Here is a 20081-nt window from a genome sequence, read left to right as displayed (position 1 = left end):
CTCCCCGGCGAAGGCCGGGGCCCCGATTCAGCCTGAGCGGCTGGGGATGATGCGCCTTCGACCCAGGCCATTTTCTCAGGGGTGCGTGGGTTCGATCTGGACCCCGGCTTTCGCCGGGGAGAGCGGGGTGGGAATGGCCGGCGGCCTGAAAATCTATGCGACGCGCCTTACCCGGTCCCTCATCACCCTGCCCACAGGCAGGGGCTGGGCGGTCTGTCTCGCCATATCGAGCGTCACCCTCGCCGGCATGGGCCTCCTGTTAGGGTTCTCGACAGGCCTCTATCGCCTGACGCCCACCCAGCCGGACCTGCTGCAGCGCATGGCCCTGGTGTTCTTCATTCCAGCCCTGGGCGAAGAGATCATCTTTCGCGGCCTGCTCGTGCCGGCACTGCACGAGAAGACAGAGGCTGTCTGGCCAATCCGGATTTCAGTGACGCTCTACGTCTTCTGGCATGTCCTTGAGGCCCTGACCTTCTTGCCCGGCGCCGCGAGCGTATTTCTGCGCCCCGACTTCCTGCTGTGCTGCGGCGTGCTGGGCCTGGGCTGCGCCCTCATGCGGCACATCACCGGCTCGCTGTGGCCCGCCGTGCTGCTGCACTGGGCTCTGGTGGTGATCTGGCAGACCTGGCTGGGCGGGGTCAGCGCCCTGGCCTGACCCCGGACAAGAAAAAGCCCGCCTGGCCGAGGGGGGCCAGACGGGCTCGTGCTTGGAACGCAGCGAGGGACGGAGGCTGCGCTCCAGACCTCTATGACTTAGGCGCGGTAGACATAGGCGCTGGAGACGTAGCCGACGCCGACGCCGTCCTGGCCGACCAGGATCCACTTGCCGTCACCGGTGCGACCCAGGGCCTGGAAGGTCTGACCGGCCGGAACGCCGCCCACCTTGGTGCCCCGGGCCGAGGCCGTGGCGCGCAGGTTGAGGTTCGAGCGGGCGACATACTTGCCCTTGATCTGGGTCAGGGGGGCGGCGTCGACCGACGGGGCGTAGCGGACGCCATCGCTGACATAGGCACCGCCGACGGCCTTGGCGGCCTCGTTCTTCTGCATCGAGCAGCCGACGAAGGACCCGGCCCCCGCACCGACCAGGGCGCCGATGGCCGTCCCGGTGCCACGATCGTTCTTGGCCAGGTTCGAGCCGGCGGCGGCCCCCAGCAGAGCGCCGATCACGGCGGCGGTTTCCTGCTTCTTGCCCGATGCCTGGCAGCCGACGACGCCGCCCAGGCGCTGCTCGACGGCGAAGGCCGACGGAGCCGAAACGAGGGTCAGGGCGCTGGCCGAGGCGGCCAGGGTCAGGGCGATGGTCTTGAAGGTCTTGAGGCTGGTCATGTCGATAGTCCTTGTCCCGAATTGGTGTCCGGGGTCAGCAACCCCGTGAGACAGACCATGACAGGGTGAAGCTGAACGGGGTCGGCGACCGCACCGACAGCATTCGTTCATGTGGAAAAAAGTTTGCCCCGCACAACCCCACGAGGTGCCGCCTTGCTCGCCAGACCGTTCTGGCTAGGGTGCGCCCGCCATTTCAGTTGCCCCGGGGGCCCCATGCCGTTCCAGTCCAGATCCGTAACGCTTGCCCTGACCCTGGCCGCCCTGGCGGCCCTGTCCGGCTGTGACAAGCTGCCCGGCTCCGCCAAGACGCCGACCGAGGCCGCCAAGCCCGTGGCGGTGCCGACACCCGCAGCCACGACGGAGTCGGCGCAGCCGACGTATAGCCCAGACAACGAACGCAATGGCGAGCTCAAGGGCGAGGCCAAGTTGCTGAAGGAACTTGGCCAGCCAGACGCCCGCCAGGGCTCGACGCTGACGCTGCAGCACAACGGCAAGGCCGCCCTCGTCATTAACGACGACGACGAAAGCTACAACCTGCTGACCAATGTCATCCAGGTGCCCACCGCCAACGGCGTGCAAACCGTCTATGAGGTCACCACGGTCTATACCGCTTCGCCCGACGGCCCCTCCAGCACCTTCTATGACGTGCGCGGTGCCGCCATCGAGTCCTATCAGGGCTTTGGCCAGTGGCGGGGCGCGATGTTCGCCGTCTCCGACCAGCAGCAGGCCTACGGCATCGGGGACGACAGCCGCGTCAGTGGCCAGCTGTACGACTGGTCGAGCAAGCCGCACCGCAAGTTCGACTTCAAGTCGCGCTGCCAGCCCAAGGAGTGGGTCAGCGACACCGAGATCAAGGGCGTTTGCACCCGGCCGACCCAGGTGGACGGCAGTGAGAACGTGGGCGAGGAAGAGATCGATGCGGTTTACACGCGCGTTGGGCACAACAGCTGGCGTCTGCGCGAACTGCGGGCCCCGAAGGGCAAGATGAAGGACTTCGATAACAACCCCTCGACCGCCTATGACGAGACGGTCAAGGGCGTGGCCTATTACGGGGATCAGTAGCCGCTAGAGGGCCTTATGTCGTTTCAGTCCAAATCCGTAACGCTTGCGTTCAGCCTGGCCGTCCTTGCCGCCCAGTCCGGCTGTGACAAGCTGCCGGGGGCCGCGAAGCCGCCGGCCGAGGCGGCCCAGCCGGTCGCGCCGGCGACAGCCGCAGCCACGCCGGAGCCTGCGCAGGCATCAGAAGGCACAGACCCCGACGCCGGAAACTGGCGAAAGGACGAGGCCAAACTGCTGAAGTCTATCGGCCAACCCGAGGCGCGCCAGGGTCAGACCCTGACACTCCGGCGCAACGGTATCATCGTCCTGACTAAGACCGACGACGCGGACGGCTACTACCTGCTGTCCAATGTCCTCCAGGTGCCCACCGTCAATGGCGTACAGACCGTCTACGAGCTGTCTACATTCTCTAAGGAGGAGTCGGCGAGCCAAGACGAGCCCTACACGGAGTTCTATGACGAGCGGGGCAACTTCATTGAAGCCTATGACGGATTCGGCCAGTGGCGGGGCGCGATGTTCGCCATCTCGCGCGCGGAGGAGACCTGGAGTGTCGGCGACGACGGCCGGGTCAGCACCCAGCTGCTCGACTGGTCGAGCAAGCCGCACCGCAAGTTCGACTTCAAGTCACGCTGCCAGCCCAAGGAGTGGGTCAGCGACACCGAGATCAAGGGCGTTTGCACCCGGCCGACCCGGGTGGACGGCAGTGAGAACGTGGGCGAGGAAGAGATCGATGCGGTTTACACGCGCGTTGGGCCCAACAGCTGGCGTCTGCGCGAACTGCGGGCCCCGAAGGGCAAGATGAAGGACTTCGATAACAACCCGCCGACCGCCTATGACGAGACGGTCAAGGGCGTGGCCTATTCCGGGGGCTAGCAGCCGCCGGAATAGGGCGACACCGGATCAGGCCCCCAGGGCGTAGGGACCGCTCTTGTCGAGGGCGGTCTTCCAGGCCGGTCGGGCGTGCATGCGCTCGATCCAGGCGGCCATGTGCGGATAGTCGGCCAGCTTGCCCATGGCCTTGGCGACCTCGGGCACGAAGCTCATCTGGATGTCAGCCCCGGTCAGGCTGTCGCCCACGAAGAACTGCCGGCCCGCCAGGCTGTCATTGACGAAGGCCAGATGGTTGGCGATCTCGGACTGGATGCGCGGCTGAAGCGGCGCGCCGCCCTCGCCCAGCCGGCCGACATACATGTTGAGCATCAGGGGCAACATGGCCGAGCCCTCGGCATAGTGCAGCCACTGCTGGTAGCGATCATAGTCGGCCGAGGCCGGGTCGGGAGCCAGGCGGCCCTCGCCGTGGCGGCGGATCACATAGTCGATGATCGCGCCTGACTCGATCACCGTCAGATTGCCCTCGGGTCGCTCGTCGACGATGACCGGTGATTTTCCCAGTGGATGCACGTCGGTCAGGGACGGCGGGGCCAGACGCGTCTTGGCGTCGCGCGTGTGGAAGACGATCTCATAGGGGGTGCCCAGCTCCTCCAGCAGCCAGAGGATTCTCTGCGAGCGGGATTCGTTGAGGTGGTGGACTTTGAGCATGGTTCTTCCCCGGATTATGGATTGATGCTGCGCTGCGGCATTGCTCGCAGGTGCGAAAAGGGCCAGAGTGAAAGAAAACAACTGTTTGGCGCAGGGGAGCAAGTCATGACTGCAACGGTCGCCGAGGATAGCGTTTCGATCCTTCTGCCCGGTCTCACGGGTCTGCTGCGCGAGGCCGCCACGGCCGCCCAGGCCTTTGTCGACAAGGTCCATCCGACCGTGAAGGCCCGTATCGCCGGGCCGGGCGGCAAGGTCGATCGCAAGTTGGCGGACCTTGAGCAGCACGTCGTCCACGGCTTTGGCTGGTACGCCTCCTATGCCGAGCTGCTGAACCAGGTGGCCGGCTGGGCCGAGCGCCTGGAGGCCAGCGGCCACTTTACCGAGATCGAGGCCCTGCTGGCCCAGCTGCTGTTTGCCGAATACGCCACCCAGATGGTCGGCGGCATCGCCATGAACCAGGGCGAGATGATCCGCCCAGTCGACATCACCGATGACCGTGGCGTGATGAACCTGCTGTTCGCCCCGGCCCTGGTGACCCTGATGACCAAGGGCGGCGGACAGGCCGTGAAGACCGCCATTGCCAAGCGCCTGGCCGAGGCCCGCGGCCGGCCGACCCTGGAAAATACCGGTCTCGACGAGACCTTCGAGATGATCCGCGACCAGTTCCACGCCTTCGCCGAGGAAAAGGTCACGCCCTACGCACACGAATGGCACCTGAAGGACTTGCTGATCCCGCTGGAGCTGGTGGAAGAGCTGGGCGCGCTGGGCGTGTTTGGCCTGACCATCCCCGAGGAATATGGCGGCAGCGGCATGGGCAAGACCGCCATGTGCGTGGTCTCCGAAGAGCTGTCGCGCGCCTGGATCGGCGTCGGCTCCCTGGCCACCCGCTCGGAAATCGCCGGCGAGCTGATCCTGACCGGCGGCACCGAGGCCCAGAAGCAGTACTGGCTGCCCAAGATTGCCAGTGCCGAGATCCTGCCGACCGCTGTCTTCACCGAGCCCAATACCGGATCGGACCTGGGGGCCCTGCGCACCCGGGGGACGCTGGAGGGCGACCACTATGTGGTCACCGGCAACAAGACCTGGATCACCCATGCGGCCCGCGCCGATGTCATGACCCTGCTGGTCCGCACCGACCCGGCCACCACCGACTACCGCGGCCTGTCGATGCTGCTGGCACCCAAGCCGCGCGGGATCGAGGGCGACGACTTCCCCGCCGCAGGCATGAGCGGCGGCGAGATCGGTGTGATCGGCTATCGCGGCATGAAGGAATATGAGCTGGGCTTCGACGGCTTCACCGTGCCGGCCGAAAACCTGCTGGGCGGGGTCGAGGGCCAGGGCTTCAAGCAGCTGATGGCCACCTTCGAAAGCGCCCGCATCCAGACCGCCGCCCGCGCCGTGGGTGTGGCCCAGTCGGCCCTGGAGGTCGGCCTTTCCTACGCCCTTGACCGCAAGCAGTTCGGCCAGGCGATCTTCGAATTCCCGCGCGTGGCCAACAAGCTGGCGATGATGGCGGCCGAGATCATGGGCGTGCGTCAGCTGACCTATTTCGCCGCCGCCCAGAAGGACGAAGACAAGCGCTGCGACGTCGAGGCCGGCATGGCCAAGCTGATCGCCGCCCGCGTGGCCTGGGCTGCCGCCGACAATGCCCTGCAGATCCACGGCGGCAACGGCTTTGCGACCGAATACACCGTCAGCCGCATCCTGGCCGACGCCCGGATCCTCAACATCTTCGAGGGAGCCGGCGAGATCCAGGCCCAGGTGATTGCGCGGCGGCTGCTCGACGGCGGCAACTAGCTGACAGGCGGCTTGCCGCATCGGTGAGCATCAGCATAGCCTGAGCTTGCCTCAGAGGACGCCCCCATGCTCGCCACCACGCGCCGAACCGCCCTGCTCTCCGCCTTTGCGACCACGGGCCTCGCCGCCTTTGGCGGTGCGGCCCAGGCGAGGGAAACCGGTTCCGTCGCCGCCGCGGTCGACCTCTATGCCCAGCAGGTCATGGCCGCCTTTCCAGACCAGCCGGGTCTGGGGATCTGCGTGGTCGAGAACGGTCAGATCACCCTGGCCAAGGGCTACGGCGTCCGGCGCCTGGGCTCGCCGGTGCGCTGCGACGAGAACACCATTTTCGGGATCGCCTCCAACACCAAGGCCATGACGGCGGCGGCCCTGGCCATGCTGGTCGAGGACGGCAAGGTCGAGTGGGACGCCCCGGTGACCCGCTATCTGCCCGACTTCCAGATGAGCGACCCGATCGTCACCAAGCTGATGACCGTGCGCGACCTGCTGGTCCATCGCAGTGGCCTGACCCTCGGGGCCGGCGACCTGATGATCTGGCCCGCCCCCACCCACACCCGGGCCGAGATCTTGGCGGGGCTGAAGTACCTGCCGATCGGTGGCCAGTTCCGGGGCGGCTATGCCTATGACAACGTGCTCTATGTCGCCGCCGGCGAGGTGGTCGCGGCGGTCACCGGCAAGCCCTGGGAAGACTTCATCCAGACCCGGATCCTCGACCCGCTGGGCATGACCGATACGGTGACCTCACCCGCCAGGGTCGACAAGTCCCGCCGGGCTGAGCCCCATTGCCGCCTCGGCCCGCCAGTGCGCGGCCTCGGCCCGCAAACCGTTCTGCCCTTCGACGACAGCTTCGCCTCGGCCGCCGCCGCCGGAGGGGTCAACACCACCCCGGCCGATATCGGCAAGTGGATGCGTGTCCAGCTGGCTCTCGGGGCCCTGCCCAATGGCCAGCGCCTGTGGTCCGAAGCCACGGCCCGGGAAATGTGGAAGCCGCACACGATCACGACCTCGTCCGATGGTCCGACGGCGGAAAACCCGGTTCGGCCATCCATGCAGGCCTACGGCCTGGGCTGGTTCGTTCAGGACCATCGTGGCGAGCGCCTGCTGTGGCACACCGGCGGCCTGGCGGGCTTTATCTCCTATACGGGCCTGCTGCCGGGCCGGAAGTCCGGCATCATGGTCATGACCAATGCCGAAGAGAATCCGGTCCTGCGCGCCCTGCGCTACGGCGGTCCGGACCGGCTTCAGGGCCGCAGTGACTTCGACTGGATCGCGTCAAGCCGGCGGGTCCAGGCCGAAGCTGATGCCCAGACCGCCAAGGACGCTGCCGCCGTGACGACGCCCAAGGGCGGCGGAAAGGCTCCCAGCCTGCCGCTCGACGCCTATGTCGGGGTCTATCGCGACCCCTGGTACGGCACGGTTACCGTCGGCAAGCCAAAGGGACGGAAGGCTACCGGCCTGACGGTCTCGTTCGACAAGACCCCGGCCCTGCGCGGCAGGCTGGACCTGTTCGACGGCGAGACCTTCAAGACCGTCTTTGACGACCGCACCCAGGAAGACGCCTTCATCACCTTCGACCTTGCTGACGGCAAGGTGATATCCGCCCTAGTCAAGGCCGTGTCGCCGCTGGCGGATTTCTCTTTCGACTATCAGGACCTGCGACTGACCCGCCTGCCCTGACCGGTCAGCGAGGCCGCCAGCCCTCGGCGAGACTAAGGATCTGGCGGTCCATGGCGGCCGACATCACCAATGCGTCGCCCTGGCCGCCGCTATTGGCCGCTATGCGATAGTTCCAGGCATAGGCCGCCTTGAGCACATCGATGACGACCTGCTGGTCTAGATCGGCGCGGACCTCGCCGCGCCTGACGCCCTCGTCAAGCACGTCGCGCAGCATGTCGGTTAGGCGCTCATTTCGTCCGTAGGGCGTGACGCTCGGGTCGACGCTCGGGCTGTAAGAGGCCGCGATATGGGCCAGGAACAGCTTCACCCGGCGGGTTTCGAACTCATAGTGGATGGCAAAAATCGAGCACAGGCGGTCGGCGGTCGAGCCGCGCAGGAAGGGAATCACCCGGTCAAACTCGGCATAGAGGTCCGAGAGCCGGTGCTCCATCACATGGCTGAGAACTTCGGCCTTGGAGGCAAAGGTCGTGAAGACGCTACCGACCGAGACCCCCGCCCGCTCCGCGATGGCGCGGATGGTGGTTTCCTCGTAGCCGACGTCATTGAACAGGTCGCGAGCGGCCACCAGGACCTTTTCTCGCGTGGCCTGTTTCTGGTCGTCCCTTACGCCCAAGCCCGTCCCCCTCGAACACGCCAGCGTCTTTCAATGATCGAGGACGCCCCGCCCCAAAGGGGCGCCCCCCCATTCAGGCCCGTGCGCCCGCGAAAATGACCTTCAGTTGATCCGAAAGCCGCGCGAGCAACGCTTCCACCGTCCAGCCATCAAAGACCGCACGGCGATAGTTGGCGACATACACGTCCCAGGTGATTTCAGCCAAGAGCTTTGCGTCGATGCCGCTCTTCAGCTGTCCCTGATCGATGCCGCGCTGGGTGACTTCACCGATCAGGCGGAAGATGTGCTTGAGATCGGCCCGTGCGCTGCGTTCGGCCGCCTCGGTCCGGGTCCAGGACACGGCGATGGTGGCGCGCAGGAGTGGCAGCTGGTCAAGGTGGAAGCTGTAGGCGACGCCGAAAAGGCCCAGCAGGGCCTCATCGACCGTCGCGCCGGCGCGGGCAGCCTGGACCATCTGGGCATAGATGACTTCGTAATCGGCCGTCAGGATCTCGTCGAACAGCTCGGTCTTGTCGGCGAAGCTGGCGAAGACGGCGCCGGTCGACATGCCGGCGGCCTGGGCGATGTCGCGGATCGTTGCGCCTTCATAGCCGCGCTCGCTGAACAGTCGGCGCGCGGCCGACAGAACCCGTTCGCGCGTGCGTTGCTTGGCCAGGGCCCGGCGGGTCAGCTTGACGGGGGAATCGGCCGCGGACTCGATATTGACGGATACAAAGCTCATGCGGCGGCCTCCAGACGGGCGAGTGCGGCCTCGGCGCGCTTCTCGAACTCAGTGCAATACTCATCGACGACATTCTGCAGAACGTCGGCGTACCGGCGCGCCAATTGGCGTCCATCCTGCGCGGCGTCGCGCAGGTCGGTGATCAACTGGCGGACTTCCGCCATGGCGTCTTCGCGTTCGGACGCGGAGAACGCGGCGACGGCGATCGAGGCCTTTGCCATTCTGTTTTCTCCTGCCTCCCCGCTGGGGATGAAGCGCTGAACGATCTGCGGTGAGGGGGCGATCATGTTCAACGAACGCATACTGGAAAAATCGGAGCGGGGGCCATATCGCCATAGACTTGCGATTGCAACCGTCAGATCGAACTAAAATCACCGAACATCGGCTGATTTTCGTATATGGGACCGGTAGCCATCTGGCACTGCGACAAATGCACTCAACGAACCCGTTCGACGAGTTCGCTCATCGGACAACGTTCCACCAAACCGAAGCCTGGTGGTCAAATGTCTTCAGAGCGCCTATCCTTTAGCCATGGACAGACTATTCGACTTCCTCGTTCCTGCCGCGCTCCTGGCGGTCTTGCTGGCCCTCAGCGGCGGGCTTTACGCGCTGTTTCGGGGCGGCGATTTCGGCCGTTCCTATTCCAACAAGCTCATGCGCCTTCGGGTCGTGCTGCAGTTTACGGCGGTCATCGTACTGGTCGCCGCATATTGGTGGCGTACGCGCTAGAATGCGATAACGGCGGTCTGCGACCCATGGTCACGCTCAACAGGATCTATACCCGCACCGGAGACGGCGGTTCTACGCGCCTGGCCACCGGAGCCCCGGTCAGCAAGGCTTCGCTGAGGGTAGAGGCCTATGGCGGCGTCGACGAGACCAATGCCTTTATCGGCGTGGCGCGACAACACACCGCACCGGAACCGGAGCTCGATGCCCTGCTCGAGCGGATCCAGAACGACCTGTTCGACCTCGGCGCGGATCTGGCTACCCCGGAACAGGCTGAGAAGCCTGCCTGGGAGCCCCTGCGAGTCGTGGACAGCCAGGTTCTGCGCCTGGAGCAGGAGATCGATCGGCTGAACGGCGAGTTGTCGCCCCTGACCTCTTTCGTGTTGCCGGCCGGAACGCCGGCTTCAGCCGCCCTGCATGTGGCGCGCACGGTGTGCCGGCGGGCCGAGCGGGCGGTCGTTCTGCTGTCGCAAACCGAAGGCGAAGTCGTGGGCGAACCGGCGCTGAAATATCTCAACCGCCTGTCGGACCTGCTGTTCGTGGCGGCCCGCTGGGCCAATGACCGGGGCGCGGCCGACGTGCTCTGGAAGCCCGGCGCGTCGCGCTAAGCCTACTTCTTTTCAGGTGCCGGCGTCGGCGGCGCAGGCGCAGGCGCAGGCGCAGGGCGCTCATTATTGATCGGCGGCAGATTGTTCGGCCGGCGGGTCAGGGTCTCGATCGAATAGATGGTGCCGCACTTGAGCCAGCGCCCGGCCCAGGCACCGCCCCGCGCTTCACAGCGATCCTTCGGCCACACCCACAGGTAATGATAGGCCAACACTGCAGCGCTGCTGACCAGAAACAGGCCGATGAAGATGATCTTCAGGCGATTGAGGGTGCGGTTCATGGCCCGGCTGTTTAGTCGCCGGCCATCAGCCTGACCAGCCCTTTCGCGTGATGGAGGTCCGCACCGGCGGACGCCGGCGGCGATCTGTCGTACGGTCGTTTGAACCCTGAGCGCGCCGATGCTTTACGCTTACGCGAAGGGAAACTTGCGTTGCGGTGCAAAAAGGGTAATCCCGTGCCCACGCAGGAGAAAACGCAGCCTGGAGGCGTGAAACCCGATGAAGGTCCTAGTCCCGGTTAAACGGGTTATCGATTATAACGTGAAGGTTCGCGTCAAGGCGGACCAGACGGGCGTCGATCTGGCGAACGTCAAGATGTCCATGAATCCGTTCTGCGAGATCGCGGTCGAAGAAGCTGTCCGTCTCAAGGAAAAGGGCGTGGCGACCGAGATCGTCATCGTCAGCATAGGTCCGGCCCAGGCCCAGGAAACGATCCGCACGGCCCTGGCCATGGGCGGTGACCGCGGCGTCCTGGTCACCACCGACGCCGATCCCGAGCCCCTGGCCGTTGCCAAGCTGCTGGCGGCCGTGATTGCCGAAGAACAGCCCGGCCTCGTCCTGATGGGCAAGCAGGCCATCGACGGCGACAACAATGCCGTCGGCCAGATGCTGTCGGCCCTGCTGGGTTGGCCGCAGGCCACCTATGCCTCGGCCATCGAAATCTCGGGCGCGACTGCCAAGGTCACCCGCGAAGTCGACGGCGGCCTGCAGGTGCTGGACGTGGATCTGCCGGCCGTGATCACCGCTGACCTGCGCCTCAATGAGCCGCGCTATGCCAGCCTGCCCAACATCATGAAGGCCAAGAAGAAGGAGATCGTCAGCAAGACGGTCGCCGACTACGGCGTCGATATCGCGCCGCGCCTCAAGGTCCTGAAGGTCACCGAACCGGCCAAGCGTTCGGCCGGCATCAAGGTCGAGACCGCTGCCGACCTGGTTTCCAAGCTCAACACTGCGGGAGTGCTCTAGATGGCCGTTCTCGTCGTCGCCGATAATGACAACCTGGTGCTGCGCGACGGCACCCACAAGACGGTCACCGCGGCCCTGAAGCTTTCGGGCGACGTGGACATCCTGGTCCTCGGCCATGGCGCCAAGGCCGTGGCCGATGCGGCCGCCAAGATCAGCGGCGTCCGCAAGGTGCTGCTGGCCGACAGCGACGCCCTGGGCCACGGTGTGGCCGAGGCTGAAGCCGACGCCGTTCTGGCCCTGGCCGGCGGCTATGACGCGATCCTCGTGCCGGCCACCTCAGGCGGCAAGAACTTCGCCCCGCGCGTCGCGGCCAAGCTCGACGTCGCGCCGATCTCGGAAATCGTCGAAGTGGTCAGTGCCGACACCTTCGTGCGCCCGATCTATGCCGGCAACGCCCTCGAAACCGTCCAGTCTTCGGACGCCAAGAAGGTGATCACCGTGCGTCCGACCGCCTTCGCAGCGGCAGAAGAGGGCGGCTCGGCTCCGGTCGAGACCGTCTCGGGTGCCGACGCCGGCAAGACCCGCTTCGTCAGCGAAGAAATGGTCAAGTCGGACCGTCCGGAACTGGCTGCGGCCAAGATCGTCGTCTCCGGCGGTCGCGCCATGGGTTCGGCCGAAGAGTTCCAGCGGGTCATCGAGCCCCTGGCCGACAAGCTGGGTGCCGCCGTCGGTGCCAGCCGCGCCGCAGTCGATGCGGGCTATGCCCCCAACGACTACCAGGTCGGTCAGACCGGCAAGGTCGTGGCTCCGGCCCTCTATGTCGCCATCGGCATCTCGGGCGCCATCCAGCACCTGGCCGGCATGAAGGACTCCAAGATCATCGTCGCCATCAACAAGGACAGCGACGCCCCGATCTTCCAGGTCGCCGATTTCGGCCTGGTGGCAGACTACAAGACCGCCATCCCCGAACTGATGGACGCGCTCGCCGCGGCCGGAAAATAGGCTTCGGCGTCTAGACAACGGAAAGGCCCGGAGGTGACTCCGGGCCTTTTTTGTGGCTGCCGATCGGCCCCACACTGTCATCGGCGCTCCAGGGACGAGGATGCCAGGGCGATCTGGCGCGGTGCCTGGGGCAAACCGATCTTGGCGGTCTCATAGGCGCCGGGCAGAGCGGCCTGGTCGCGCTGCCAGCGCAGGTCATCGAGGGGCCGGGCCGGGTGGCCGAGCGTCAGGAAAACGGCGAGCGCCAGCGCACCCGCAACAAGCAGGATCTTCATCTCAGGGCCTTTCGGAGAGGGAATGTAAATCGCGGCGCCAGGGACACCATCGCCTCGCTTGCCCCTGAAAGCCAACGATCCCTATTGGCCCAGCTTGTAAGCCGGACTAACATCTTCAGCCATGCGCCTGCCGCCCTTCTCCGCCCTCGCGGCCCTTGAGGCTGCGGCCCGCCATCGCAGCTATAGCCGGGCGGCTGACGAGCTGTTCGTCACCCATGGGGCGATCAGCCAGCAGATCCGCAAGCTGGAGGACGAGCTCGGGGTGCGGCTGTTCCTGCGCAAGGGCAACCGCATGGAGCCCACCGTCACCGGCGCTGCCCTGGCCGCCAGTGTCACAGACGCTCTGAGCAGCCTGAAACACGGGGTCCAGGCGGCGCGCAATGCCGCCTGCGGGCCGATCGTGGTCAGTACCGGCGCGGCCTTCGCGACCCGCTGGCTGGTCACGCGTCTCGCCCGGCTTTCGGCGGAAACGGGCGAGCTGGACCTCACTGTCCGGGTGGAGGACCGTGTGTCGGACCTCTCCACCGACGGCGTCGACGTCGCCCTGCGCTTTGGCATGGGACCCTGGACGGGCGTCGAGTCGGTGCGTCTGCTCAGCGAACGGCTGTTTCCGGTTTGTAGCCCCGCTCTCCTTCTGCGCCACCCGATCCGCCAGCCTGAAGACCTCCTGACCGCCCCCCTGCTGCGGCACACGGCCCTGCCCTGGAGCGCCTGGTTCAGCGCCATGGGCCTGCCCTCACCCACCCTGCCGCCGAGCCTGGGCTTTGACGACACCTCGATGATGCTCGACGCCGCCGCCCAGGGCCTGGGCGTCGCCCTGGCCCGCAGCGGCCTGTCCGAGCGCGACCTTCGCGACGGCCGCCTCGTTCGCCCCCTCGCCGGCGCGGTCGAGGTCAATACCGGCCACCACTTTGTCTGGCGGGCCGACAATCCCAAGCTGGCGCGGATCCTCAAGCTGCGGGACTGGTTCGTGGCCGAGACGATGGACAGCCGGGAGCCGTGACCTCGCCCTGGCGGGCACGGCCCGGCAGCCCCGCGCTTTCGCTGCGAGGGTTATGGAAAGGGTCGCGGAGCGTCCGGACCACGTCCGGATGAGAGATAGAAAATACCGTTTCGACGAAGCCGACCGCTCCGCGTCACCGTTTTCCGTCAGCCTCCCGCCAGGTGGCCCTGTTGAGGCCTTAGCAGAACCCGAACAGCTCCGTTTCCGGAGCCGCCCGGCGGTCGAAGCGCGAGGGCCGAAGGCATCTCCCGCGGGTCTCTCCGTCCACGCCGACGGCGGGCGGGTCCTGCAACGCCAGGATCCCCGGACCGGTCGAGTATCCCCCTCGACCCCAGCCCCGCTCGATCACCCCCCGCCGCCACAATGGTCGCTGGCCTTGCGCCCTTCCCGTGCGACGAGGTGGGATGATTATGCGGCCGATTTCAACGCCGGGGACAGGCGCGCTCGCTTTAGTTCTAGCGCCCTGACCGGATTGGACTTTGGGGCGGATAGCCCGGGGATCGCCGGCCGCCTGTCCTCGTGGTCGCAACCCTCTCCCAGAGGGAGAGGGAGGGGCCCGTCGCGAAGCGATGGGAGGGTGAGGGGTTACACCGTCGGCCGCCCTCATGCCCAAAGTCCCTGCCCTGTCCGGAAGGGCTTCGCAAACCCCTCAACCTCCCATCCCGGCCTTCGCCGGGACGGGCCCCTCCTTCTCCCTCTGGGAGAAGGGTTCAGATCGACCGCCCCGGCGGTCAGGCCGCGCCCTGAAACCCATGGAGGCGAGCTTGCTCTGGCTGAGGGTCTCGTCAAGGACCGCCTCTGGCGGCCGCGTCGCGGCGACGCTCCGCGTCGTCCTTGACGAGACCCTCAGCCAGAGCTCCAATTCCACCAAGGGTTTTAGGGTGAGGCCCCGCGATGGGGCGCGGTGAGGCTGGAGGATTTCAGCGAGATGCTGCGCGCCACTAGTGGAAACTGAGATCATTCCAGAGTCCGGACACTCACCACTTCGCCATGACGAGATGCATCAAACCGTTGCGAAGCAGCAGGCGTAGCCGCAATGGATAGTTACGGAAACTCCCTTTGACACAGCCCTTGTTTCATCCTTCTATTCAACCGGGGGCTACATAATGAAAACGTTCGCCATCGCTTTGTTCGCAATTGCTGTCGCTGGCGCGGCGGCGGCAGAGCCGGTTCCGCCGCCCGCCACGATCGACGACGCGGGGGTCACCGCTTGGATCAAAGCCTATCTCAAGACTGACCGATGGACGTTGATTGCGGCGGACGGCGCAGCGGTCGTGTTCGGCAGTCCCGACGGCGTTCGACAAGAGGCCGAAAAGACCATCACGGCCCAAATCCGCCATGAGTATTACCGCCCGGTCCAGCTAGGTGACCTCAACGCTCGCTACAATCTGCAAACGTGGAATGTCGACTGCACCGGTCAACGGGTGCGAGTCCTCGACATGGCGATCTTCGAAGACAACAATCTGACCGGACGTTCCCAAGCGCGCAGCTCACCAAATGCCGAGTGGAAAGCGGTCGATATATCTTCGACGAAGGGCCGTACGGTCAAACGCATCTGCGAAGCGCCCACAACCGGTCAGCGGCTGAAATAGGGAACGGGGAGTGTATATCCCGGCCATTTCAATCACGGCCGCGATTGCGCTGCAGGCCGTTTCGGCCGCGAACGCAGCCGTACCGTTTCGGTTCGAGACGGAGGTCGGTTACGACGACATGAAGAGCGTCGTAGCCCGCACGTTCTCGACCGCCTCAACCCGGGACCAAGTGCGGGCCGTCTTCGTGGATCAAGGCGGCGCGACGCTCATCGCTCACCCTCGCAAGGCAAACATCGAGAAGTACATCTACGATATCAATCTCTGTAGCTACTATGTCTGGCGCTGGAACATCTCGGCCGACTACGGCCGCGACGGTAAGCTCGCGCAAATCTACATCAACGGGACGCCGCAGCTGGGTGGCGCGCCGGAGGCGGCGCTACCCAAGAAGGGGCCGTTCTACACCCTCACGCGACCGCGGCCGCAGGCCTACAAGGGTGAGAAGGAACTCAAGGCTATTGTTGCTGACCGCGATGGCAATTTCGAGACCACCGACGATATGGAAATCCTGACCGGCGTTGTACCCATGCGCGCCGACCCATTGGATATGGGCAGCGCCGTGAACCAACCAGGCGTCATCTGGCGCTCTATGTTCGATCTCGACGACGCGAAGTTCGTCGCGCCCTATCCCGGCGACTGCACACCCGTCGACGCCAAGCTCGATGATCGGCCTGAAGGATAGCGTCCGCCCGCCTTGCCCCTTCGTTTGTCTGCGCCGCAGCGAAGATGCGCCAGGCTACCCCCTTCGCGGATCCTCATCATCGACGCACTATCAGGGCCAGGAAGCGGAACTTCCCAACGTCACTGAAGACCCGCCACTGCCCCCCAACGAAGAAGGCCCAGCGCTTGCGCGCCGGGCCTTCTGATCTCTTCCTTACTCCCCATGCGGGAGAAGGTGTCGCCGTCAGGCGACGGATGAGGGGTCGCGCGGACGGTTCTGAGAGACCCCTCATCCGTCCGCTGCGCGGCCACCTTCTCCCGCAAGGGGAGAAGGAAACCTTAGTCCTTGGCGCGTTCCTGGTAGCTGTTGTCTTCGGTCAGGATCACCACCCGGACGCCAACGGCGATATAGGGCGGGACAGTGGTCTTGACGCCGTTGCTGAGCAGGGCGGGCTTGTAGGAGGAGCTGGCGGTCTGGCCCTTCACCGACGGTTCGGTGTCGACGACTTCCAGGATCATGGTGCGCGGCAGTTCGATGGCGATCGGCACGTCGTTGTGGGTCGACAGCTGGACCGTCATGTTCTCCTGCAGATAGGGCGCGGCATCGCCGATCACGTCAGCGGTGGCCACGACCTGGTCATAGGATTCCGGGTTCATGAAGTGGAAGCCCTCACCATCCTGGTACAGGAAGGTGTGGTCGCGCTGGTCGACGAAGGCGCGCTCGACCTGCTCGGTGGTGCGATAGCGCTCCGAAACCTTCACGCCGTCGCTGATGCGGCGCATGTTCAGCTGGGTGACCGGGGTCCCCTTGCCGGGGTGGATGTTGTCGACGGTCAGAACGACATAGAGACGGCCGTCCATATCGACGACGGCGCCCTTGCGGAGCGAGCTGGCGGCTACCTTCACTTCGTTAGTCCTCAGGTTTTCCGGGCGCTGCCCGGAGGCGGCCGCGCGAAGGGGGTGGTGATCCTTTGACCGCCCTCCTATAGCGAACGCGGCAATTTCGCCAGCCTCAGATGCGGGATGCCCCCGTGGCCCTTGACGCCCCCTCGCCTGCAAGGTCGCCCTGGTGGACCCCGACGATCCACGCTGACCGCCGGCCGTTCCTTTTGATCCGCAACCGGATCACGCGTGCGGTGCGCGAGTCCTTCGAGGCCGAGGGCTTTATCGAGGTCGAGGGGGCCGCCCTGCAGGTCTCGCCCGGCAACGAGGCCCATCTGCATGCCTTTGCGACCACCCTGCTGAGCCTCACCGGCGAGCCGGACCAGACCTATTACCTGCACACCTCGCCGGAATTTGCCTGCAAGAAGCTGCTGGCGGCGGGCGAGGACAAGATCTTCGATTTCGCCCGCGTGTGGCGCAATCGCGAGCGGGGGCCGCTGCACCATCCCGAGTTCGTCATGCTGGAATGGTACCGGACGGACGCGCCCTACCAGACCCTGATGGATGACTGCGCGCGCCTGCTGGCCCTGGCGGCCGAGACGGCCGGGACCCGGGCCTTTTCGTTCCGCGGCATGACCTGTGATCCTTTCGCGACGCCTGAACGCCTGAGCGTGGCCGAGGCCTTCGAGCGCCATGCCGGGGTTGATCTCCTTGCGAGCCTGGGCCCCGGGGGCGAGACGGATCGCGAGGCCCTGGCGGCGGCCGCGACGGCGGCAGGGATCCGGGTGGCCGCCGACGACAGCTGGGCCGACATCTTCAGCAAGGTGATCGTCGACAAGGTCGAGCCGAAGCTCGGGGCCGGCCGGGCCACCCTCCTGTGCGAATATCCGGTGGCCGAGGCCGCCCTGGCGCGGCCGAAACCGGGCGATCCGCGGGTGGCCGAGCGCTTCGAGCTCTATGCCTGCGGCGTCGAGCTGGCCAATGCCTTCGGAGAACTGACGGACCCCGCCGAACAGCGCCGCCGCTTCGTCGCCGAGATGGACGAGAAGCAGCGCATCTATGGCGAGCGCTATCCGATCGACGAGGACTTCCTGGCGGCCCTGGAGATCATGCCCGAGGCCTCGGGCTGCGCCCTGGGCTTCGACCGGCTGGTGATGCTGGCGGCCGGGGCCAGCCGGGTGGACCAGGTGATGTGGGTGCCGGTGGCCTGAAGGGCGGTACTTGCCCCCTCCGCGCTGCGCGCTCCTCCCCCGGAGGGGGAAGATGAGGTCGGCGCGTTTCATCTTCCCCCTCCGGGGGAGGAGCGCCGAAGGCGCGGAGGGGGCAAGTGGTCGACTCTCGAGCCCTTTTACGCCATATCCCCGCCTCCCATGCCCCCCGCCCAGACCCTTCGCACGGCGCAAGCCCTGGCCGATGCCGGCCTGATCGCCCCCGAGCGGTTGCCGGCGCTCGAGCGGGTGGCGGCGCAGTATGCGGTGGCGATTACCGCCGACATGACCGCCCTGATCGTGCCGGGCGACGATGCCGACCCCATTGCCCGCCAGTTCCTGCCCCAGACCGCCGAACTGGTGCCGGCGCCCGGCGAGGATCCCGATCCGATCGGCGACCTGACCCACAGCCCGGTCGAGGGGATCGTCCATCGCTATCCCGACCGGGTGCTGCTCAAGCCCACCCACACCTGCGCGGTCTATTGCCGGTTCTGCTTCCGGCGCGAGATGGTCGGGCCCGAGGGGCTGAAGACCCTCTCGCCGGACGAACTGGACGCGGCCTTCGCCTATGTCGCCGGACGGCCGGAGATCTGGGAGGTCATCGTCACCGGCGGCGATCCGCTGGTGCTGTCGCCCCGCCGCCTCCGCGACATCGGCGAGCGGCTGGCGAAGATCGACCATGTGAAGGTCGTGCGCTTCCACACCCGGGTTCCGGCGGTCGATCCGGCGCTGATCACCGACGAGATGGTCGCGGCCCTGAAGGCCAGCGGCAAGGCGGTCTATGTCGCCCTGCACGCCAACCACGCCAGTGAACTGACCCCCGCCGCCCGCGCCGCCTGCGCCCGGATCGTCGACGCCGGCTTTCCGATGATCAGCCAGACGGTGCTGCTGGCCGGGATCAATGATGACGCCGAGACCCTGGGTGCCCTGATGCGGGCCTTTGTCGAGACGCGGATCAAGCCCTATTACCTTCACCACCACGACCATGCGCCTGGCACCAGCCACCTGCGCACCGGCCTCGCCGAGGGTCAGGCCCTGATGAAGGCCTTGCGGGGAACGGTCTCGGGCCTGGCCCAGCCGACCTACATCCTCGACATCCCCGGCGGTCACGGCAAGGTTCCCGTGGGCCCCCACTATCTGGCCGAGGGCGGAGTGGAAGACCCCCAGGGTCACAGCCACATCTATCCACCGGTCGGTTAGCGCGACCGATCCCCGCTGCGTCGCAGCAAAGTCTGGACGAGGCCGTGGATTCTCGTGCTAGAAACAGCGCCACAATTTCGGGCGCGGACGATGGTCCCAGCGCCGTTTCAAGCGAAGGCTTGGCGTTCATGAGTGAAATCAAGACGGTCGGCGTGATCGGCGCGGGCCAGATGGGATCGGGCATCGCGCATGTTTGCGCGCTGGCGGGCTATGATGTCGTGCTGCACGACATCTCCAGAGACCGTATCGACGCAGGCCTGGTCCTGATCGAGAAGAACATGGCGCGCCAGGTCAGCCGCGGCATCATCGACGATGCGGCCATGGCCGGCGCCCTGTCGCGGATCAGGGCCGCCGAAGGCCTGGAAGCCGTGGGCCAGGCCGACCTGGCCATCGAGGCGGCCACCGAGAACGAAGAGACCAAGAAGGCCATCTTCCGCAGCCTGCAGCCGTACCTGAAGTCCGACACCCTGCTGGCCTCGAACACCTCGTCGATCTCGATCACCCGCCTGGCCTCGGCCACCGACCGCCCCGAGCGGTTCATCGGCCTGCACTTCATGAACCCGGTCCCGCTGATGAAGCTGGTCGAGATCATCCGCGGCATCGCCACCGACGTCCCCACCTACGAAAAGGCTGTGTCGTTCGCCCAGTCGCTGGGCAAGATCACCAGCAATGCCGAAGATTTCCCGGCCTTCATCGTCAACCGCGTGCTGGTGCCGATGATCAACGAGGCGATCTACACCCTCTATGAGGGCGTCGGCACGGTCGACGCGATCGACACCGCCATGAAGCTGGGGGCCAATCATCCGATGGGCCCGCTGGAACTGGGCGATTTCATCGGCCTCGACACGGTGCTGTCGATCATGAACGTGCTGCACGAAGGCCTGGCCGACAGCAAATACCGCCCCTGCCCGCTGCTGGTGAAATATGTCGAGGCCGGCTGGCTTGGCAAAAAGGCCGGACGGGGCTTCTATGACTATCGGGGCGAGACGCCGGTTCCCACGCGCTAGGCGTGCG

General features: G+C 66.0%; 23 protein-coding genes. 15 read left to right on the top strand and 8 right to left on the bottom strand.

Going from position 1 to position 20081, the window contains the following annotated elements; genetic code table 11:
• The first annotated feature begins 85 nt into the window (after positions 1-85).
• Complete coding sequence (locus tag AQ619_RS02870) at positions 86-655, top strand: CPBP family glutamic-type intramembrane protease (protein ID WP_236849522.1); 570 nt, start codon at positions 86-88, stop codon at positions 653-655.
• A 98-nt stretch (positions 656-753) separates the two neighbouring features.
• Here the strand turns inward: AQ619_RS02870 and AQ619_RS02865 are convergent, their stop codons facing one another.
• Positions 754-1326, bottom strand: coding sequence for an SH3 domain-containing protein (locus AQ619_RS02865; RefSeq protein WP_236849521.1), 573 nt, complete (start codon positions 1324-1326; stop codon positions 754-756).
• A 213-nt stretch (positions 1327-1539) separates the two neighbouring features.
• On the opposite strand from AQ619_RS02865, the gene AQ619_RS02860 reads away from it, so the two are divergent.
• Both AQ619_RS02860 and AQ619_RS02855 read left to right on the top strand, forming a co-directional pair.
• On the top strand, positions 1540-2388 hold the full coding sequence (locus tag AQ619_RS02860; protein ID WP_062143977.1) for a hypothetical protein: 849 nt from the start codon (positions 1540-1542) through the stop codon (positions 2386-2388).
• A gap of 15 nt (positions 2389-2403) precedes the next feature.
• Positions 2404-3258: a hypothetical protein gene (locus AQ619_RS02855; RefSeq protein WP_062143974.1), complete on the top strand. Its 855-nt coding sequence runs from the start codon at positions 2404-2406 to the stop codon at positions 3256-3258.
• Positions 3259-3285: 27 nt separating this feature from the next.
• Here AQ619_RS02855 and AQ619_RS02850 read toward each other — a convergent pair whose 3' ends face one another.
• Entirely contained in the window at positions 3286-3924 is a 639-nt protein-coding gene (locus tag AQ619_RS02850) for a glutathione S-transferase family protein (RefSeq protein ID WP_062143971.1), read from the bottom strand.
• Positions 3925-4029: 105 nt separating this feature from the next.
• Here AQ619_RS02850 and AQ619_RS02845 point away from each other — a divergent pair, with 105 nt between their 5' ends.
• Both AQ619_RS02845 and AQ619_RS02840 read left to right on the top strand, forming a co-directional pair.
• Positions 4030-5721, top strand: a complete 1692-nt coding sequence (locus tag AQ619_RS02845; RefSeq protein ID WP_062143968.1) for an acyl-CoA dehydrogenase family protein — start codon at positions 4030-4032, stop codon at positions 5719-5721.
• A 66-nt stretch (positions 5722-5787) separates the two neighbouring features.
• Positions 5788-7398, top strand: coding sequence for a serine hydrolase (locus AQ619_RS02840; protein ID WP_062143965.1), 1611 nt, complete (start codon positions 5788-5790; stop codon positions 7396-7398).
• A gap of 4 nt (positions 7399-7402) precedes the next feature.
• Here AQ619_RS02840 and AQ619_RS02835 read toward each other — a convergent pair whose 3' ends face one another.
• The 3 genes from AQ619_RS02835 to AQ619_RS02825 form a co-directional block, all read right to left on the bottom strand.
• Complete coding sequence (locus AQ619_RS02835) at positions 7403-8011, bottom strand: TetR/AcrR family transcriptional regulator (protein ID WP_062143961.1); 609 nt, start codon at positions 8009-8011, stop codon at positions 7403-7405.
• 73 nt (positions 8012-8084) lie between these two features.
• Complete coding sequence (locus tag AQ619_RS02830; RefSeq protein ID WP_062143958.1) at positions 8085-8732, bottom strand: TetR/AcrR family transcriptional regulator; 648 nt, start codon at positions 8730-8732, stop codon at positions 8085-8087.
• A complete protein-coding gene (locus AQ619_RS02825; protein ID WP_062143955.1) occupies positions 8729-8953 on the bottom strand; it encodes a CC0731 family SpdR-regulated protein in 225 nt (74 codons plus the stop codon). Before AQ619_RS02825 ends, AQ619_RS02830 begins: the two co-directional genes overlap by 4 nt.
• 310 nt (positions 8954-9263) lie before the next feature.
• On the opposite strand from AQ619_RS02825, the gene AQ619_RS02820 reads away from it, so the two are divergent.
• Positions 9264-9461: a twin transmembrane helix small protein gene (locus AQ619_RS02820; protein WP_062143952.1), complete on the top strand. Its 198-nt coding sequence runs from the start codon at positions 9264-9266 to the stop codon at positions 9459-9461.
• Positions 9462-9487: 26 nt separating this feature from the next.
• Complete coding sequence (locus AQ619_RS02815) at positions 9488-10066, top strand: cob(I)yrinic acid a,c-diamide adenosyltransferase (protein ID WP_062143949.1); 579 nt, start codon at positions 9488-9490, stop codon at positions 10064-10066.
• Between the two features lie 2 nt (positions 10067-10068).
• On the opposite strand, the gene AQ619_RS02810 is transcribed toward AQ619_RS02815, so the two are convergent.
• Positions 10069-10344 (bottom strand): hypothetical protein, encoded by a 276-nt coding sequence (locus AQ619_RS02810; RefSeq protein ID WP_062143946.1) that lies wholly within the window; start codon positions 10342-10344, stop codon positions 10069-10071.
• Between the two features lie 217 nt (positions 10345-10561).
• Between AQ619_RS02810 and AQ619_RS02805 the strand changes: the two genes are divergently transcribed.
• A complete protein-coding gene (locus AQ619_RS02805; RefSeq protein WP_062143942.1) occupies positions 10562-11308 on the top strand; it encodes an electron transfer flavoprotein subunit beta/FixA family protein in 747 nt (248 codons plus the stop codon).
• Positions 11309-12250 carry an electron transfer flavoprotein subunit alpha/FixB family protein gene (locus AQ619_RS02800; RefSeq protein WP_062143939.1) on the top strand — a complete coding sequence of 314 codons (942 nt, stop codon included), beginning with the start codon at positions 11309-11311 and terminating at the stop codon, positions 12248-12250.
• A 77-nt stretch (positions 12251-12327) separates the two neighbouring features.
• Here AQ619_RS02800 and AQ619_RS02795 read toward each other — a convergent pair whose 3' ends face one another.
• Positions 12328-12525, bottom strand: coding sequence for a hypothetical protein (locus AQ619_RS02795; RefSeq protein WP_062143936.1), 198 nt, complete (start codon positions 12523-12525; stop codon positions 12328-12330).
• Positions 12526-12646: 121 nt separating this feature from the next.
• Here AQ619_RS02795 and AQ619_RS02790 point away from each other — a divergent pair, with 121 nt between their 5' ends.
• The 3 genes from AQ619_RS02790 (at position 12647) to AQ619_RS02775 (ending at position 15799) form a co-directional block, all read left to right on the top strand.
• Positions 12647-13528, top strand: a complete 882-nt coding sequence (locus AQ619_RS02790; protein WP_062143933.1) for a LysR substrate-binding domain-containing protein — start codon at positions 12647-12649, stop codon at positions 13526-13528.
• 1106 nt (positions 13529-14634) lie between these two features.
• Positions 14635-15120, top strand: coding sequence for a surface-adhesin E family protein (locus AQ619_RS02780; RefSeq protein ID WP_062143927.1), 486 nt, complete (start codon positions 14635-14637; stop codon positions 15118-15120).
• 10 nt (positions 15121-15130) lie between these two features.
• Entirely contained in the window at positions 15131-15799 is a 669-nt protein-coding gene (locus AQ619_RS02775; protein WP_062143924.1) for a hypothetical protein, read from the top strand.
• A gap of 317 nt (positions 15800-16116) precedes the next feature.
• Here the strand turns inward: AQ619_RS02775 and efp are convergent, their stop codons facing one another.
• The gene (efp, locus tag AQ619_RS02770) at positions 16117-16683 is read right to left on the bottom strand and encodes an elongation factor P (protein WP_062143921.1); all 567 of its coding nucleotides are present in this window, start codon (positions 16681-16683) and stop codon (positions 16117-16119) included.
• A gap of 125 nt (positions 16684-16808) precedes the next feature.
• On the opposite strand from efp, the gene epmA reads away from it, so the two are divergent.
• The 3 genes from epmA to AQ619_RS02755 all read left to right on the top strand — a co-directional run bounded on the left by epmA (position 16809) and on the right by AQ619_RS02755 (position 20074).
• Positions 16809-17870, top strand: coding sequence for an EF-P lysine aminoacylase EpmA (gene epmA, locus AQ619_RS02765; protein ID WP_062143918.1), 1062 nt, complete (start codon positions 16809-16811; stop codon positions 17868-17870).
• A 159-nt stretch (positions 17871-18029) separates the two neighbouring features.
• Complete coding sequence (locus tag AQ619_RS02760) at positions 18030-19067, top strand: lysine-2,3-aminomutase-like protein (protein WP_062143914.1); 1038 nt, start codon at positions 18030-18032, stop codon at positions 19065-19067.
• Positions 19068-19195: 128 nt separating this feature from the next.
• Positions 19196-20074: a 3-hydroxybutyryl-CoA dehydrogenase gene (locus AQ619_RS02755; RefSeq protein WP_062143912.1), complete on the top strand. Its 879-nt coding sequence runs from the start codon at positions 19196-19198 to the stop codon at positions 20072-20074.
• The last annotated feature ends 7 nt before the right edge of the window (positions 20075-20081 follow it).

It is taken from the genome of Caulobacter henricii (assembly GCF_001414055.1).
Taxonomy (GTDB): domain Bacteria; phylum Pseudomonadota; class Alphaproteobacteria; order Caulobacterales; family Caulobacteraceae; genus Caulobacter; species Caulobacter henricii.
The sequence above is the reverse complement of the archived record's forward strand: the minus strand, read 5'-3'. Positions and strand labels throughout refer to the sequence as shown.